At 73.3% G+C, this 15,185-nt stretch carries 11 protein-coding genes and 3 pseudogenes; 9 read left to right on the top strand and 5 right to left on the bottom strand.

The genetic code is table 11. From position 1 onward, the window contains the following. The first annotated feature begins 59 nt into the window (after nt 1–59). Nucleotides 60–3,074, top strand: a complete 3,015-nt coding sequence (locus OIB37_RS32065; RefSeq protein WP_330461102.1) for an alpha-mannosidase — start codon at nt 60–62, stop codon at nt 3,072–3,074. Between the two features lie 223 nt (nt 3,075–3,297). Here the strand turns inward: OIB37_RS32065 and OIB37_RS32070 are convergent. Continuing rightward, nucleotides 3,298–3,498: pseudogene (locus OIB37_RS32070) on the bottom strand (GNAT family N-acetyltransferase); the annotation flags it as partial. Here OIB37_RS32070 and OIB37_RS32075 point away from each other — a divergent pair. The 6 genes and pseudogenes from OIB37_RS32075 to OIB37_RS32100 all read left to right on the top strand — a co-directional run. Beyond that, nucleotides 3,486–4,484 (top strand): annotated as a pseudogene (locus OIB37_RS32075) (ATP-binding cassette domain-containing protein); the annotation flags it as partial. The pseudogenes OIB37_RS32070 and OIB37_RS32075 sit on opposite strands and share 13 nt — an antisense overlap. Beyond that, a pseudogene (locus tag OIB37_RS32080) lies at nt 4,477–5,175 on the top strand (ABC transporter permease); the annotation flags it as partial. The pseudogenes OIB37_RS32075 and OIB37_RS32080, both read left to right, overlap by 8 nt. After that, entirely contained in the window at nt 5,175–5,906 is a 732-nt protein-coding gene (locus OIB37_RS32085; RefSeq protein ID WP_330462051.1) for an SDR family NAD(P)-dependent oxidoreductase, read from the top strand. The pseudogene OIB37_RS32080 and the gene OIB37_RS32085, both read left to right, overlap by 1 nt. Continuing rightward, on the top strand, nt 5,903–6,868 hold the full coding sequence (locus tag OIB37_RS32090) for an aldo/keto reductase (protein WP_330461103.1): 966 nt from the start codon (nt 5,903–5,905) through the stop codon (nt 6,866–6,868). Before OIB37_RS32085 ends, OIB37_RS32090 begins: the two co-directional genes overlap by 4 nt. Then, nucleotides 6,865–7,197 (top strand): L-rhamnose mutarotase, encoded by a 333-nt coding sequence (locus tag OIB37_RS32095; RefSeq protein ID WP_330461104.1) that lies wholly within the window; start codon nt 6,865–6,867, stop codon nt 7,195–7,197. The genes OIB37_RS32090 and OIB37_RS32095 overlap by 4 nt, the downstream gene beginning before the upstream one ends. Next, nucleotides 7,194–8,033: an amidohydrolase family protein gene (locus OIB37_RS32100; RefSeq protein ID WP_330461105.1), complete on the top strand. Its 840-nt coding sequence runs from the start codon at nt 7,194–7,196 to the stop codon at nt 8,031–8,033. The genes OIB37_RS32095 and OIB37_RS32100 overlap by 4 nt, the downstream gene beginning before the upstream one ends. A 111-nt stretch (nt 8,034–8,144) precedes the next feature. Here the strand turns inward: OIB37_RS32100 and OIB37_RS32105 are convergent, their stop codons facing one another. Beyond that, entirely contained in the window at nt 8,145–9,566 is a 1,422-nt protein-coding gene (locus OIB37_RS32105) for a lipase maturation factor family protein (RefSeq protein ID WP_330461106.1), read from the bottom strand. 165 nt (nt 9,567–9,731) lie between these two features. On the opposite strand from OIB37_RS32105, the gene OIB37_RS32110 reads away from it, so the two are divergent. Together OIB37_RS32110 and OIB37_RS32115 are read left to right on the top strand one after the other, a co-directional pair. Continuing rightward, nucleotides 9,732–11,846 (top strand): SpoIIE family protein phosphatase, encoded by a 2,115-nt coding sequence (locus OIB37_RS32110; protein WP_330461107.1) that lies wholly within the window; start codon nt 9,732–9,734, stop codon nt 11,844–11,846. A gap of 70 nt (nt 11,847–11,916) precedes the next feature. After that, the gene (locus OIB37_RS32115; RefSeq protein WP_330461108.1) at nt 11,917–12,780 is read left to right on the top strand and encodes an Fpg/Nei family DNA glycosylase; all 864 of its coding nucleotides are present in this window, start codon (nt 11,917–11,919) and stop codon (nt 12,778–12,780) included. A gap of 55 nt (nt 12,781–12,835) precedes the next feature. On the opposite strand, the gene OIB37_RS32120 is transcribed toward OIB37_RS32115, so the two are convergent. The 3 genes from OIB37_RS32120 to OIB37_RS32130 all read right to left on the bottom strand — a co-directional run bounded on the left by OIB37_RS32120 (nt 12,836) and on the right by OIB37_RS32130 (nt 15,021). Next, nucleotides 12,836–13,489, bottom strand: coding sequence for a zf-HC2 domain-containing protein (locus tag OIB37_RS32120; RefSeq protein WP_330461109.1), 654 nt, complete (start codon nt 13,487–13,489; stop codon nt 12,836–12,838). A gap of 333 nt (nt 13,490–13,822) precedes the next feature. After that, on the bottom strand, nt 13,823–14,338 hold the full coding sequence (locus OIB37_RS32125) for a hypothetical protein (protein ID WP_330461110.1): 516 nt from the start codon (nt 14,336–14,338) through the stop codon (nt 13,823–13,825). A 134-nt stretch (nt 14,339–14,472) separates the two neighbouring features. Then, on the bottom strand, nt 14,473–15,021 hold the full coding sequence (locus tag OIB37_RS32130) for a sigma-70 family RNA polymerase sigma factor (RefSeq protein ID WP_330461111.1): 549 nt from the start codon (nt 15,019–15,021) through the stop codon (nt 14,473–14,475). Nucleotides 15,022–15,185: the final 164 nt, after the last annotated feature.

The raw sequence follows: 15,185 nt of genomic DNA on the forward strand, positions 1-15,185 counted from the left end.
CGCACCACCGACCCGCCCCACCTGGCAGACCACTTCCGGACCCAGCAGGGAGCACCCGCATGCATGACGACCGCAAGCTCGTCGAAGACCGGCTCCGTCGCGTCCTCGACGAACGCATCCGTCCCGCCGTGTACCCCGAGTCCGTTCCGCTGGAGGTCGCCGTCTGGCACGCGCCGGGCGAGCCGGTCCCGGTCGAGGAGGGGCTGGCGGCCGAGCCCGCGCCGATCGAGGTGGGCACCCGGTGGGGTGCTCCCTGGGGCACCAGCTGGTTCCGGGTGACCGGGACCGTGCCCGAGGCCTGGGCGGGCCGGACCGTCGAGGCCCTGCTCGACCTCGGCTTCGACGAGAACATGCCCGGATTCCAGTGCGAGGGCCTGGTCTACCGGCCCGACGGCACCCCGGTGAAGGGCCTCAACCCGCGCAACCAGTGGGTGCGCGTCGGCGCGCCGGCCGAGGGCGGCGAGGAGGTGCGCCTGCACATCGAGGCCGCCTCCAACCCGGTCGTCCTCGGCTACCAGCCGTTCCGGCCCACCCCGCTCGGCGACAAGGACACCGCGGGAGACGAGCCGCAGTACACCCTCACCCGCATGGACCTCGCCGTCCTCGACGAGACCGTGTGGCACCTCGTGCTGGACCTGGAGGTCCTGGGCGAGCTGATGGCCGAGCTGCCCGTCGACTCCGCGCGCCGCTACGACATCCTGCGCGCCGTCGACCGCGCCCTGGACGCGCTCGACCTCCAGGACGTGAACGGCACCGCGCAACTGGCCCGCGCCGAACTCGCCGACGCGCTGGCCGCACCGGCCGCGCCCTCCGCCCACCGGATCAGCGCCGTCGGCCACGCGCACATCGACTCGGCGTGGCTGTGGCCGCTGCGCGAGACCGTGCGCAAGGTGGCCCGCACCACCGCCAACATGACCGCGCTCATCGAGGACGAGCCGGAGTTCGTCTTCGCCATGTCCCAGGCACAGCAGTGGGCGTGGGTGAAGGAGCACCGGCCCGAGGTGTGGGCGCGGGTGAAGAAGGCGGTGGCCGAGGGGCGGTTCGTGCCGGCCGGCGGGATGTGGGTGGAGTCGGACACCAACATGCCGGGCTCGGAGGCGATGGCGCGGCAGTTCGTGCACGGAAAGCGGTTCTTCCTCGACGAGTTCGGCATCGAGAACGAGGAGGCGTGGCTCCCCGACACCTTCGGGTTCGCCGCCGGCCTGCCGCAGATCATCAAGGCGGCCGGGTCCAAGTGGCTGCTGACGCAGAAGATCTCCTGGTCACAGACGAACCGGTTCCCGCACCACACCTTCCGCTGGGAGGGCATCGACGGCACCCGGATCTTCACCCACTTCCCTCCCGCCGACACCTACAACTGCTCCATGAGCGGCAGCCAACTCGCCCACGCGGCACGCAACTTCCGGGACAAGGGCAATGCCCGGCACTCGCTGGCGCCCACCGGCTGGGGCGACGGCGGTGGCGGTACCACCCGCGAGATGGTCGCCAAGGCGGCCCGGGTGCGCGACCTCGAGGGCTCCCCGACCGTCGCGTGGGAGACACCCCGCGCGTTCTTCACGAAGGCCGAGGCCGAGTACCCCGAACCGCCCGTCTGGGTGGGCGAGCTGTACCTCGAACTGCACCGCGCCACCCTCACCAGCCAGGCGAAGACCAAGCAGGGCAACCGCCGCAGCGAACACCTGCTGCGCGAGGCCGAGCTGTGGGCGGCCACCGCCGCCGTACGCGCCGGATTCCCCTACCCCTACGCGGAGTTGGACCGCATCTGGAAGACGGTCCTGCTGCACCAGTTCCACGACATCCTGCCCGGCTCGTCCATCGCCTGGGTGCACCGGGAGGCCCGCGCGACCTACGAGCGCGTCGCCGCCGAGCTCACCGCGATCATCGAGGACGCCCAGCGAGCCCTGGCCGGCGAGGGCACCCGGCCGCTCGTCTTCAACGCCGCCCCGCACCCCCTCGCCGGCGTGCCCGCGGGCGGCGCCGGCCGTCCGGTGACCGAGGGCCGCACCACCCTCGCGCCGCGCCCGGACGGGGGACACGTCCTGGACAACGGGCTGCTGCGGATCGAGGTCGACGCCCGCGGCCTCGTCGTCTCCGCGTACGACCACGCCGCCGACCGTGAGACCGTCGCCCCCGGCAAGGCCGCGGGCCTGCTCCAGCTCCACCCGGACTTCCCGAACATGTGGGACGCCTGGGACGTCGACGCCTTCTACCGCAACACCGTCACCGACCTGACCGGTGTCGACGAACTGAGCGCCGGTGCGGACGGCAACTCGGTGCGGATCGTCCGATCCTTCGGTGACTCGCGCGTCACCCAGGTGCTGTCGCTGCCGCCGGGGGAGCGCCGGCTGCTCATCGACACCGAGGTCGACTGGCACGAGACGGAGAAGTTCCTCAAACTGGCCTTCCCGCTCGACCTGCACGCCGAACGGTACGCCTCGGAGACCCAGTTCGGGCATGTCCACCGTCCCACCCACACCAACACCTCATGGGAGACGGCCAAGTTCGAGGCCTGCAACCACCGCTTCGTCCACCTGGAGGAACCGGGCTGGGGCGTCGCGGTCGTCAACGACTCCACGTACGGCCACGACGTGACCCGTACGGTCCGCACCGACGGCGGTACGACGACCACGGTCCGCGCCTCCCTCCTGCGCGCGCCCCGCTTCCCCGACCCCGAGACCGACCAGGGCGTCCACCGCTTCCGGCACGCCCTGATCCCCGGCGCCGGCATCGCCGACGCCGTCCGCGAAGGCTGGCGGATCAACCTGCCCGAACGGCACACGACAGGTGCCGGTGCGGTCGCCCCGCTGGTGACGGCCGACAACGAGGCGGTCGTGATCACGGCCGTGAAGCTCGCCGACGACGGCAGCGGTGACGTGATCGTCCGCTTCCACGAGGCACACGGCGGCCGCGCCCGGGCGACGCTCACGGCCGGCTTCGCCGTCGACGACGTCACCGTCACGGACCTGCTGGAACGCCCGGACGCCGACGGGGAGCCGCCGCTGCGGGACGGCGAGCGGATCACCGTACGCCTGCGGCCCTTCCAGCTGATGACACTGCGGCTGCGGCGGGCCTGAGCCCGTCACCCGCCGCCGGGTGCGAGTTCGGTGAGACGGTCGAGGACGTGGCGGGTGCCGGGGTTCCGGGTGCCCGCCCGTCCTGATCCGGCACCCGGCGTGCACCCTCAGGTGCCGACCTCAGGGCGGCCTTCACCCACCGCAGGCAGGCCGGGCAGGCCAGGCAGGCGGGGCCGGCGGATGTGCGCGCGGAGTCGTCGTACGCGCCCGGCTCACGCCCGCGTCACTCGACGGTCAGCCGGTAGACCTGCCGTGAACCGCCTTCCGGGCCCGGCTCGGCGGCCTCCGCCGGGGTGAAGCCGAGCCGCTCGTAGAAGACGCGCGCGCCACTGGCCGACGCGCCCGGGTGATCGGCCCCGAAGGTGACGACCTCGATGGCGCCCGGCCCCCGGACGAACCGGCGCGTCGCCTCCTCCAGCAGCGCAAGACAACCGGGAGATCGAGCGGCTGTTCACCCGGATGCGTGCCCTCCAGGACGCCGGAGTCACCTTCCTGTTCATCTCCCACCACCTCCAGGAGGTGTACGAGGTCTGCCAGACCGTCACCGTGCTGCGCGACGCCCGCTGGATCACCACGGCCCCGGTCGTCGAACTGCCCCGGGCCGCGCTGGTCGAGGCCATGGCCGGGGAGACCGCCGCCACCATCGCCGCCGCCGGCCGGGCCGGGGCGGGTGTTCCCGCCGACGCCCCGGTCGTCCTCGACGCGCACGGCCTCACCTCCGGGGCGTACCGGGCCGTCGACCTCACCGTCCGCCGGGGTGAGGTCGTCGGACTGGCGGGCGGCAGCGGCAGCGGCAAGACCGAACTGGCCGAGACGTTCGCGGGACTGCACACCCCGGTCACGGGCACCGCCCGACTGGCGGGAAAACGGCTGCCTTTCGGGAACGTACGGGCCGCCCAGGAGGCCGGGGTCGGCTGTGTTCCCCGCGACCGCCACGAGCAGGTACTCGTCCCCGGCATGACCGTCGGCGACAACATCACCCTGACGGTCCTGGACCGGCTCGGCCGGTACGGCTTCGTCGCCACCCGTCGTAAGCGGGCCTTCGCCGCCGAGCTGATCCAGCGTCTCGACATCCACGCCGAGGGACCCGCACAGCCCGTCTCGGACCTGTCGGGCGGCAACGCGCAGAAGGTCGTCATGGCCCGCGCCCTCGCCTCCGAGCCCGGTCTGCTCGTGCTGATCCACCCCACCGCCGGCGTCGACGTGAAGTCCAAGGAGTCCCTGCTGGCCCGCATGGACAGCGCCCGCCAGGACGGCACCGCGGTACTTGTTGTCTCCGACGAACTCGACGACCTGCGCCGCTGCGACCGCGTCCTGGTCCTCTTCCACGGGCGCGTCGTCGCCGAGCACACCGCGGGCTGGCGCGACCACGAGCTGATCGCCTCCATCGAAGGAGTGGACCATGGCTGACCTCAAGGCCGCGCCGCTCACCCCGCCGCGCGTCCCCGACCGGCGTGCCGCCCGCGCGGTCCTGCTCCGCCGCGCCCGCGAACTCGCCCTCGTCCCGGCCCTGTTGATGCTCCTTCTCCTGGGCTCGCTGGTCAACGACTCCTTCCTCACCGAGCGCAACCTGATCTCCGTGCTGGGGGCCTCCGCCGCCCTCGCCATGGTCGTGCTCGCCGAGTCGCTGGTGCTGATCACCGGCAAGTTCGACCTGTCCCTGGAGTCGGTCGTCGGCGTCGCGCCCGCCGTCGGGGCGCTCCTCGTGCTCCCCGCCGACCGGTCCGGCTGGGGCACCGGGCTGCCGGCGCCGCTCGCCCTGACGGCGATCCTGGTCGTCGGCGCGGCGGTCGGCGCCTTCAACGGTGTCCTCGTGGTGAGATTCCGGCTCAACGCCTTCATCGTCACCCTCGCCATGCTGATCGTGCTGCGCGGCCTGCTGGTCGGTGCCACCAAGGGCAAGACCCTCTTCGGGATGCCGGACAGCTTCTCCTCCCTGGCCACCACCACCTTCCTGGCCGTCCCGCTGTCGGTGTGGCTCGCCGCCGTCGCCTTCGCCGGCGCCGGACTCGTGCTGCGCTACCACCGTGTCGGCCGTGCCCTGTACGCCGTCGGCGGCAACGCGGACGCGGCCCGCGCGGCCGGCATCCGTGTCGAGCGCTGGTCACCGGCGGCGCGTCCGGGATCGGCCGGGCCACCGCCGACCTCCTCGCCGCCCGCGGCGCACGGGTCGCCGTCCTCGACCTGGACCCGTCCCGGGTGCCCGCGCCCCTCCTCGGCCTGCCCGCCGACGTCACCGACGACGCCTCGGTCCGCGCGGCCGTCGACCGGGCCACCGACGCCCTCGGCGGGCTCGACATCCTCGTCAACAACGCCGGCGTCGGCGCCCGAGGAAGCGTCGAGGACAACGACGACGAGGAGTGGCGGCACGTCTTCGACGCCAACGTCCTCGGCATGGTCCGCACCGCGCGCGCCGCCCTCCCGCACCTGCGCCGCTCCCGGCACGCGGCGATCGTCAACACCTGCTCCGTCGCCGCGACCGCCGGCCTGCCACAGCGTGCCCTGTACAGCGCCACCAAGGGTGCCGTGTACTCGCTGACCCTGGCGATGGCGGCCGACCACGTGCGCGAGGGCATCCGCGTCAACTGCGTCAACCCCGGTACGGTGGACACGCCCTGGGTCGGCAGACTGCTCGACGCGGCCCCCGATCCGACGGCCGAACGCGGGGCCCTCGCGGCCCGCCAGCCCACCGGGCGCCTGGTCACCCCCGCCGAAGTGGCCGCCGCCATCGCGTATTTGGCCGGCCCCCACTCCGGCGCCACCACCGGCACCGCCCTCGCCGTCGACGGAGGCATGCAGGGCCTCCGGCTCCGTCCGGCGGCGGACCGGTGACCGTCCTCGGCCGCGGCGGCGTCCTGACGGGCCCGCTGGGCTTCGGCGCCGCGGGCATCGGCAACCTCTACACGCCGTTGTCCGACGAGCAGGCGTACGAGGCGGTACACATCGCCTGGGAGCAGGGCATCCGCTACTTCGACACCGCCCCGCACTACGGCCTCGGCCTCTCCGAACGCCGCCTCGGCGCCGCCCTGCGGGCCTACGACCGCGCCGACTACACCGTCTCCACGAAGGTCGGCCGCCGCCTGGAGCCCGCCGACGGCACCGGCGACGACCTGGCCCACGGCTTCGCCGTCCCCGCGAGCCTGCGTCGCGTCTGGGACTTCAGCGCCGACGGCATCCGCCGCACCCTGGACGCGAGCCTGGAACGCCTCGGCCTCGACCGTGTCGACATCGTCTACCTGCACGACCCCGACGACCACGCCGAGCAGGCCTTCCGCGAGGGCTACCCGGCCCTGGAGAAGCTCCGCTCGCAGGGTGTGGTCCGGGCGATCGGCGCCGGCATGAACCAGTCCGTGATGCTCACGCGGTTCGTCCGGGACACCGACGTGGACGTGGTGCTGTGCGCCGGCCGCCACACCCTCCTCGACCAGAGCGCCCTCGCCGACCTGCTCCCGGCCGCGCTGGAACGCGGCACCCCGGTGGTCATCGGCGGCGCCTTCAACTCGGGTCTGCTGGCGAACCCCGGACCGGACGCCACGTACGACTACGCGCCGGGCGTCCGGTCGCTGGAGCGGGCCCTGCGGATGCGAGGGGTTGCCGAGCGGCACGGCATCACCCTGCGCGCCGCCGCACTGGCCTTCTGCTCCGCGCACCCCGCCGTGGCGAGCGTCCTCGTGGGCGCCCGCTCGGCAGCCGAAGTCCGCGACTGTGCAGAGCAGTTCGACGTCCCGGTCCCCGCCGCGTTCTGGCACGAGCTGCGCGAAACGGGGCTGCTGCCGCCCGAGGAGCCGTCATGAGGACCGCCCCGCACCCCAAGGCCCGCGCCGACCGTGCCGCCGCCCGCACCGTCGACCGTGAGGCGGCCCACCACGAGGCGGCCCACCGCGAAGTCCCCGAGGAACTCGCCGACGCCTTCCGCGCGGCCGGGTTCACCTCGTGGACCGTCCGGCGATGGCGGTCCCCCCTGCCCGCGTGCGAGGACCACGCCCGCCTCCTGGCCGAGCCGGAACGGCTCCCGGCCGGCGTCGCCCGGCGGGCTCACACGGCGGAACTGCCCGACGTCGTGCACGACCACTCCCGGGGCGGCGCGGACGCAGGGCTGCCCGCCGCACGGGAGCTGCCGTGACCGTCGACGCCCACCACCACGTCTGGGACCTGTCGGTCCGCGACCAGGACTGGATCCGCAGCCCCGAACTACGGTCGCTGCGGCGGAACTTCACCCTCGTCGAGCTGCGGCCCCAGGCGCGGGCGGCCGGTGTGGACCGTACCGTGCTGGTGCAGACCGTCACCGCGGCCGAGGAGACTCCCGAACTGCTTGCCTTGGCGGACGCGCACGATCTCGTCGCCGGCGTGGTCGGCTGGACGGACCTGACCTCCCCCCGCATCGCCGAGGAACTGGCCCGCCTGCGCGAACTGCCCGGCGGTACCCGCCTGAAGGGCATCCGCCACCAGGTGCAGAGCGAACCCGACCCGCGGTGGCTGTTCCGGGCCGACGTGCGGCGCGGCCTCACCGCCGTGGCCGAGACGGGCCTGGTCTACGACCTCGTCGTCCTGCCCCACCAGCTGCCGGCCTGCGTCGAGGCGGCCGCGGCTCTGCCCCAGCTCGTTTTCGTGCTCGACCACCTGGGCAAGCCGCCCATCGCCTCCGACGCGCGGGAACCCTGGGCGGCGGCCCTGCACGCCCTCGCGGCGCTGCCCAACACCGTCGCGAAGCTCTCAGGCCTGGTCACCGAGGCCGACCACGCCTCCTGGACGCAGGACGGCCTGCGCCCCTTCACCGAGACCGCGCTGGACGCCTTCGGACCCGACCGCCTGATGTTCGGCTCCGACTGGCCGGTGTGCACCCTGGCGGCCACGTACGCGGACGTCCACTCCGTCGCACGGGAACTGACCGCGGGCCTCGACGAGACGGAGCGGCAGGCCCTCTTCGAGGAGACCGCGACCCGCGTCTACGGCCTCTGACCGCGGCGGCGGCCCGGCGGCGAGCTCCGGAACCAGCGGGCGACCCGTACGGCCGACCCTGTACGGGCGACCCCGTACGGGCGACCCCGTACGGGAGGTCCGTACGGCCGTTCACCACCGTCGCGCCGTCTCCGACAGCCGCGTCGGCGGCAGGTACTCCCGTACGTACGTCCGCTGCCAGCACGCCCCCGTCTCCCGCAGCTCCTGCCAGGTGGAGTACCGGTAGTGGAAGAGGCGGGCACGGACGTAGCGGGGCGGGGTGTCCGGGGGGAAGGGGGAGCGGCGCAGGAGCCTCAGGGTGTCGCGGTCGTTGTCCAGCAACCGTTCCACCAGGCCGCCGAACCACTCCCCGGCGTAGGCCGGAGACAGCGCCGCGAACCACATCAGCCAGTCCAGGCGCAGATGGAAGGGCGCGAACTGGCGCGGCCAGTACCGCAGGTCGCCCGGCTTGCCCCGGAACTCGTACTCCCGCCAGTCCGCGTCCTCCCGCGGCGCGTCGTCCAGCGTGCCCTCGACCACCACCTCGTAGCGGATCCGGCTGACGCTGCCGAACGCGCCGTAGGTGTTCACCAGGTGCAGCGGATCGAAGGAGCGGTTCATCACCTGGCGGCGGGAGATCATGTTCGTCACCGGGTGGTAGCTCAGGAAGACCAGCAGCGCGGCCACCGCGAGCACCACGATCTCGTACCAGAGCGGCGCCGCGGGCACCGACGGGGCATCGCCGGGGAGCCGGAGCGCCGACAGGGCCAGCACGATGGTGATCCAGTTCAGCCAGGAGAAGTTCCCGGACAGCACCAGCCACAGCTGCGTCACGATCATCAGCGCGGCGGCGGCCGAGGCGATGGGCTGCGGGGTGAACAGCAGCACCGGGACGACCAGCTGGGTGAAGTGGTTGGCGGCCACCTCCACCCGGTGCAGGGGCCGGGGCAGATGGTGGAAGAACCAGCTCAGCGGGCCGGGCATCGGCTGCGTCTCGTGGTGGTAGTACAGGCAGGTCAGCTTCCGCCAGCAGGCGTCGCCCCGGAGTTTGATCAGCCCGGCGCCGAACTCGACCCGGAACAGGATCCAGCGCAGCAGGAACAGGACGACGACCGGGGGCGCGACCTCGTCGTTGCCGAGGAACGCCGCCAGGAAGCCGGTCTCCAGCAGCAGCGACTCCCAGCCGAAGGCGTACCACGTCTGGCCCACGTTGACGATCGAGAGGTACAGCGCCCACGGCACCAGCCACAGCAGGATGCCGCCCCACAGCGGCAGCAGCGAGTCCGCGCCGGCCAGCAGCGCCGCCGACACCACGCACCCGGCCCAGGCGCACCCGGCGAAGAAACGGTCCGAGTAGTGCAGGTGGAACAGACTCGGCGCCCGCTTGAAGGAGACCCGCGCGGTGTAGCGGGGGACCGGCAGCATGCCGCGCTCGCCCAGCAGGGCCCGGAACTGCGTCACCGCGACCAGGAACGCGACGAGGTACACGGCGGCCAGAGCCCGCTGGAAGACCAGCCGGCTCAGCCAGTAGTCGGGTGCGGTGAACCAGTCCACGGCCGTGCGCTCCTGCCTCCATTGTGACCACTCCAGGCCCGTCACTGCCTGTACCGCGTCTCGCCGCCCGCGTAACCCCGGAGACCGGACCGCCCCCGGTCCCGCCGTCGTCCGCACCGCCCCGGCCCACTCGAAGAATCGGACAAATACTGGCAAGGTGGCCCCATGGTCGAACGGGGAGCGAGCGCCCCGTCACTGCCGGAGGACTGGCCCGCCCACCCGGATCCCATCCTGGCGCTCAACCGCATGGGCAGCTTCGACTGGGACCTGGACGCGGGCCTGTTCCACATGGACGCCCAGGCCCACGAGGTCTTCGACCTGCTCCCCGGCGAATTCGACGGCCGGCCCGAGTCCCTGGCGATGCGCGTGCCGCAGCCCGAGGGCGCCCGGCTGGACGCGGTGGTGGCGCGGGCCATCAAGGAGGGCCGGGAGAACTACGGCGCCTACTTCCGCATCCGCCGCCGCGACGGCACCTGGCGCTGGACCCACACCCAGGGCTACATCCGGCGCGACGAGACCGGCCGGCCGCGCCGGATCGTCGGCATCGTCCGCGACGCCACCCAGGAGCTCGCCGACAGTGGCGCGCGCAGCGCACGGACCGCGCAGGACGACGCCTTCCGCAGGCAGACCAACGTCGTCCAGGTCGTCTCCGCCGCCCTCGCCCACGCGCGCAGCGTCCAGGACGTCATCGACGTCCTCAAGGACACCCACGGCATCCGCCACGTGGGCGCGGCCAGCCTGGTCATGGGCCTGGTGGAGGCCGGACGGATCCGGCTCGTGGCGGAGGGCCCCGCCGGCAGCTTCGTGCCCGGCACCGGCGTCACCCGGATCGACGAGCCGTACCCGATGAGCGAGGTCGTCCGCACGCTCGCCCCGCGCTTCATCGAGTCCCCCGAGGAGTTCGCCGACTGCTACCCCGACCTCTGGCGGGAGATCACCGACCTGCACATCACCTCCGCCGCCTACCTGCCGCTGATCGCCCAAGCCCGCCCCATCGGCGCCATCGGGCTGCTCTATAACGACCGGCGCGGCTTCTCGGCCGAGGAGCGGGCCGTGCTGGTCGCGCTCGGCGGCAGCATCGCGCAGAGCCTGCAGCGGGCCATGCTGTACGAGCAGGAGAAGGACCTCGCCCAGGGTCTCCAGCAGGCGATGCTGCCCCGCACCATCCCCAGCGTCCCCGGCGCCGAGGTGGCCGTACGCTACCGTTCGGCGGCCCTCGGCCGGGACATCGGCGGCGACTGGTACGACCTGATCCCGCTGCCCGGAGGCCAGGTCGGCGCGGTCATCGGGGACGTCCAGGGCCACGACACGCACGCGGCGGCCGTGATGGGCCAGCTGCGGATCGTGCTGCGCGCCTACGCCGCCGAGGGGCACCCTCCGGCCACCGTGATGGTCCGCGCCTCCGTCTTCCTGCGCGATCTCGACACCGACCGCTTCGCCACCTGCCTGTACGCGCAGGCCGACCTGTCCACCGGCATCGTCCAGGTGGTCCGCGCCGGGCACCTCGACCCGCTCGTCCGCGACTCCGACGGCAGCTGCCGTCGGGTGCCGGTCGAGGGCGGGCTGCCGCTCGGCCTGTCCGCGGAGTTCGGCCGGCTGGAGTACCCCGTCACCACCCTGGAGCTCGAGACCGGCGACACCCTGCTGCTGTGCACCGACGGGCTCGTCGAGGAGCCCGGCGCCGACCTCGACGACGGCATGCGCGACCTGGCCGCGCTCGTGGTCGGCAGCCCGCGGGACGACGTGCAGGGCCTCGCCGACCGGCTGATCGAGGCGGCCGAGCAGCGCGGTGGCGACGACGACGTCGCCCTGCTCCTGCTGCGCCGCGGCGGTCCCGAGTCGCCGCGGGCCGGCGGCCGGCTGCGCAGTCACGTGGCCCCCGGCGATCCAGAGGCGCTCTCCCGGACCCGCCACCTCATCCGGGCCGCGGTGCGCGCGTGGCACGCCGGGAGCCGGGCCGACGACATCGAACTGGTCACCGACGAACTGGTCACCAACGTGCTGATGCACACCGAAAGCGCCGCCGCCGTCACCCTGCGGCTCCTGGAGGGCGGCGACCGCCGCGTGCGCATCGAGGTGGAGGACTCCTCCAGTGCCCTGCCGCGCCGCCGTGAGGCGAGGGCGGACGGGGTCTCGGGACGCGGGCTGCTCCTCGTCGACCGGCTCGCCGACGCGTGGGGCGTCGAGGCGCGCGGCGGCGGCAAGGCCGTGTGGTGCGAGTTCCGGGTGCCACCGGACTCGGAGCGCGCCGCCGGGGACGTCGCCGGGGACCACACCTGAGGCGGGTTCCCGGGAGCGTGGGGACGGCGGCTCGTGTGGCCCTGTCGGTGGCGGATGGCACTCTGGACGTATGCCGGAACTGCCCGAGGTGGAAGCGCTGAAGGACTTCCTCGCCGAGCACCTGGTCGGACGCCGGGTGGCGCGGGTGCTGCCGGTCGCCGTCAGCGTCCTGAAGACCTACGACCCTCCCCTCACCGCCTTGGAGGGCGGCGAGGTCGCCGCCGTGCACCGGTACGGCAAGTTCCTCGGTCTGGAGACGGACGGCGGCCCGCATCTGGTGACCCACCTGGCCCGCGCCGGCTGGCTCCAGTGGCGGGACCGCCTCCCGGACGGCCCGCCGCATCCCGGCAAGGGCCCGCTGGCGCTGCGCGTGGCCCTGGAGACCGGCGAGGGCTTCGACCTCACCGAGGCGGGCACGCAGAAGCGCCTCGCGGTGTACGTCGTCCACGACCCGGGGGAGGTTCCCGGCATCGCCCGCCTCGGGCCCGACCCGCTGGCACCCGCGTTCGACGAGGCCCGCTTCGCCGCCCTGCTCAAGGAGGAGAGACGTCGGCTGAAGGGCGCGCTGCGCGACCAGTCCCTGATCGCGGGGGTCGGCAACGCCTACAGCGACGAGATCCTGCACGCCGCGAAGATGTCCCCGTACAAGCTCGCCGCGTCCCTGACCCCCGAGGAGACCGCGTCGCTCTACGCGGCGCTGCGCTCCACCCTCACCGAGGCGGTCGAGCGCTCCCGGGGCCTCGCGGCGGGCCGCCTGAAGGCGGAGAAGAAGAGCGGCCTGCGCGTCCACGGCCGTACGGGTGAACCGTGCCCGGTGTGCGGCGACACCGTCCGCGAGGTCTCCTTCAGCGACTCCTCGCTCCAGTACTGCCCCACCTGCCAGACCGGCGGCAAGCCGCTCGCTGACCGCCGGATGTCCCGGCTGCTGAAGTGAGCCCTGCCCCGGCCTGGGCGGTCCCGGGGGCTCCGCCGCCGTTGTCCCGGTGTGGCTACCGCGCCCGCAGCGTCACCAGCCGCTGTCCGTCCGAGGTGCGCACCTCGTAGCGGGCGATCTCGTCCGGGTGCAGCCACGAACCGGCCGTGGCCGTGGTCGTGCCGGTGTCGTGCGTGCCGATGTCCCAGCCGCCGACGACCTGTTCCGAGCCGTCCTGCCCGACGACCACCAGCCGGCAGGAGTGCGGTCCGGAGGCGTCCTTCACGCTGAGGCCCAGTGCGCTGCCCCACTCCTCGTCCTCGGCGGTGACCTGTGCCCACACCCCGGTCCGCGCGTCCGTCGCCGCGGTGATCCCCGGGGCGGTCCGGCTCTGCCCGGCGTAGAACAGCACCCCGGGACCGGCCACGGCCAGCACCACGGAGGCGGCCAGGCCGTACAGGAAGCGGCGGCGGCGCGCCCGGTCGCGGTGGGCGATCCCGTCGAGCAGCCGGTCCAGCAGCCGGGGGCCGGGCTGGGTCAGGGCCGGCACGAAACGCGGCGTGGCCTGCCGGTACAGCATCAACTGCCGTGCCGTGGGGCCGAATCCGGTCACGTGTGCCGTGCACTGCGGGCACTCCATGAGGTGGTCCTCGAAGCGGAAGGCCTCCGCCTCGTCCAGCACGCCGAGCGCGTACGCGCCGACGTCGCGATGCCTTTCCAGGGACCTCATGCCGAATCCTCGTGCCTATGGGTGCGGGTGGGGTTACTCGTTGCACCCACCGGTACGCAGGGGACGGCCGAATCACTCAAGCCACGCACGGAAATCACGGCCAAGGGATTCGGAGCGGTCCGGGCCGCGGATTGGTGCGATTTCCAGAAAGTTTCGGGGGCTCTCGCCGGGGGTCCGGGGCCGGGTCCAGGGCTGCGTCCGGGGCGGTGTTCGGCGCCGTGCCCGGTGTCGTGTCAGGTGCCGTGTCCGACGCCGGGTCAGAGGCCGGAACGGGCGACGGCGAGGCGTCGGAACGGTGGACGGCGAGGTGCCGGAACGGCGGACCGCGAGGCGTCAGAACAGATGGATGGCGAGGTGCCCGAGCGGCAGTCCGAGCTGCCACGCCGGCGTCCACACCTTGGGCCCGTCGTCCTCCCCGGGCACCGAACCGCAGCCCGGCACCGCGTCCAGATCGGGCGCGAGCAGCTCGGTCTCCTCCAGCCAGCGCCACGCGTCCCCCGCCAGCGCCAGGTCCGGCGAGGGTGCGCCCGACCGGACCGCCTCGGCCGTCAGCTCGGTCAGCCGGTCCCGCACCCAGTCCTGCCACGGCTGGTCGTACGCCGTCAGCGACATCCATGTCTCCAGCTGCGAGACCACCCGGACGCAGGAGAGTTCGCCCTCGGTGTCGGAGAGGAAGACGGTCAGCGCCAGCGCGTCCCGGCCCGCCCGGAACTCGAAGGACGTCGGCGGCATCAGGTCGCCGGTGCGCAGCAGCTCGTCGGCGATGTACTCGGCGTACAACCAGGCCATCGGTACGGCCAGTTCACCACCGCCGGTGTCGCCCGTGCTCTCGTGCCCTCTGTGCAGCATCCCGTCCCGCCCTCCTCCGGTGCGTGCGCGTCGCCCGAACCTGACCCCGCCCGGAAACACGGATGAGGACAGCTGACTGCCCGGACGGGGTTGGCGGCAAGGCGCTTTGCCGAGCCTTGACCCGGCAGCCGGTTTCAACGCGGATCGGTCGCGTATCCCGGAAGAACCCGGCGCAGGGCACGCAGCGCGTAGTACGCGCGGGACTTCACGGTACCCGGTGGAATTCCGAGGGTATGTGCCGCTTCCGCCACGCTGGCCCCGCGGAAGTACACGAGTACGAGCACGTCACGGTGTTCCGGCGTGAGGGTCTTCACGGCCTCGCGGACGTCGAGCGTGGCGACGGCCCGCTCGGCGTGGTCCGCGGTCACCCGCGCGTCCTCCGGCACCTCGTCCCCGACCTCGGGCGGCCGGGCCCGCCGCGCCCGCCGGGCGTCGATCGCGAGGCGCCGGGCGACGGTCAGCAGCCAGGGGCGGACGGAGTCGAAGTCCTCGGCGTGCAGGGCCTCGGGATGCTGCCAGGCCCGCACCAGGGTCTCCTGCACGAGATCCTCGGCGCGCTGCCGGTCACCGTCACTCAACCGGAGCAGCAGCGCGAAGAGTGGCCGGCCGTGCTCGCGCTGGAGTGCGGCCAGCTCGTGCTCGGCGGTCGTGGTCCCGTGGGCAGTCGTGGTTGCGGCCGTCATGTCCCGTATGGCAGCGCAGGCCGGAGCCGGGGGACAGGGGCCGTACCCGGCTGTGCGACGGGCGGTCGATCGGGGCGGTGAACGGTCGGCCGGCGGTCGGCCGGCGGACGGCCGGAAGGTCCATGACCGTGTGGGTCCGGCACCGGATGGGCTAATGAGGGCGC

The sequence above is a fragment of the Streptomyces sp. NBC_00820 genome (assembly GCF_036347055.1).
Lineage (GTDB): Bacteria > Actinomycetota > Actinomycetes > Streptomycetales > Streptomycetaceae > Streptomyces.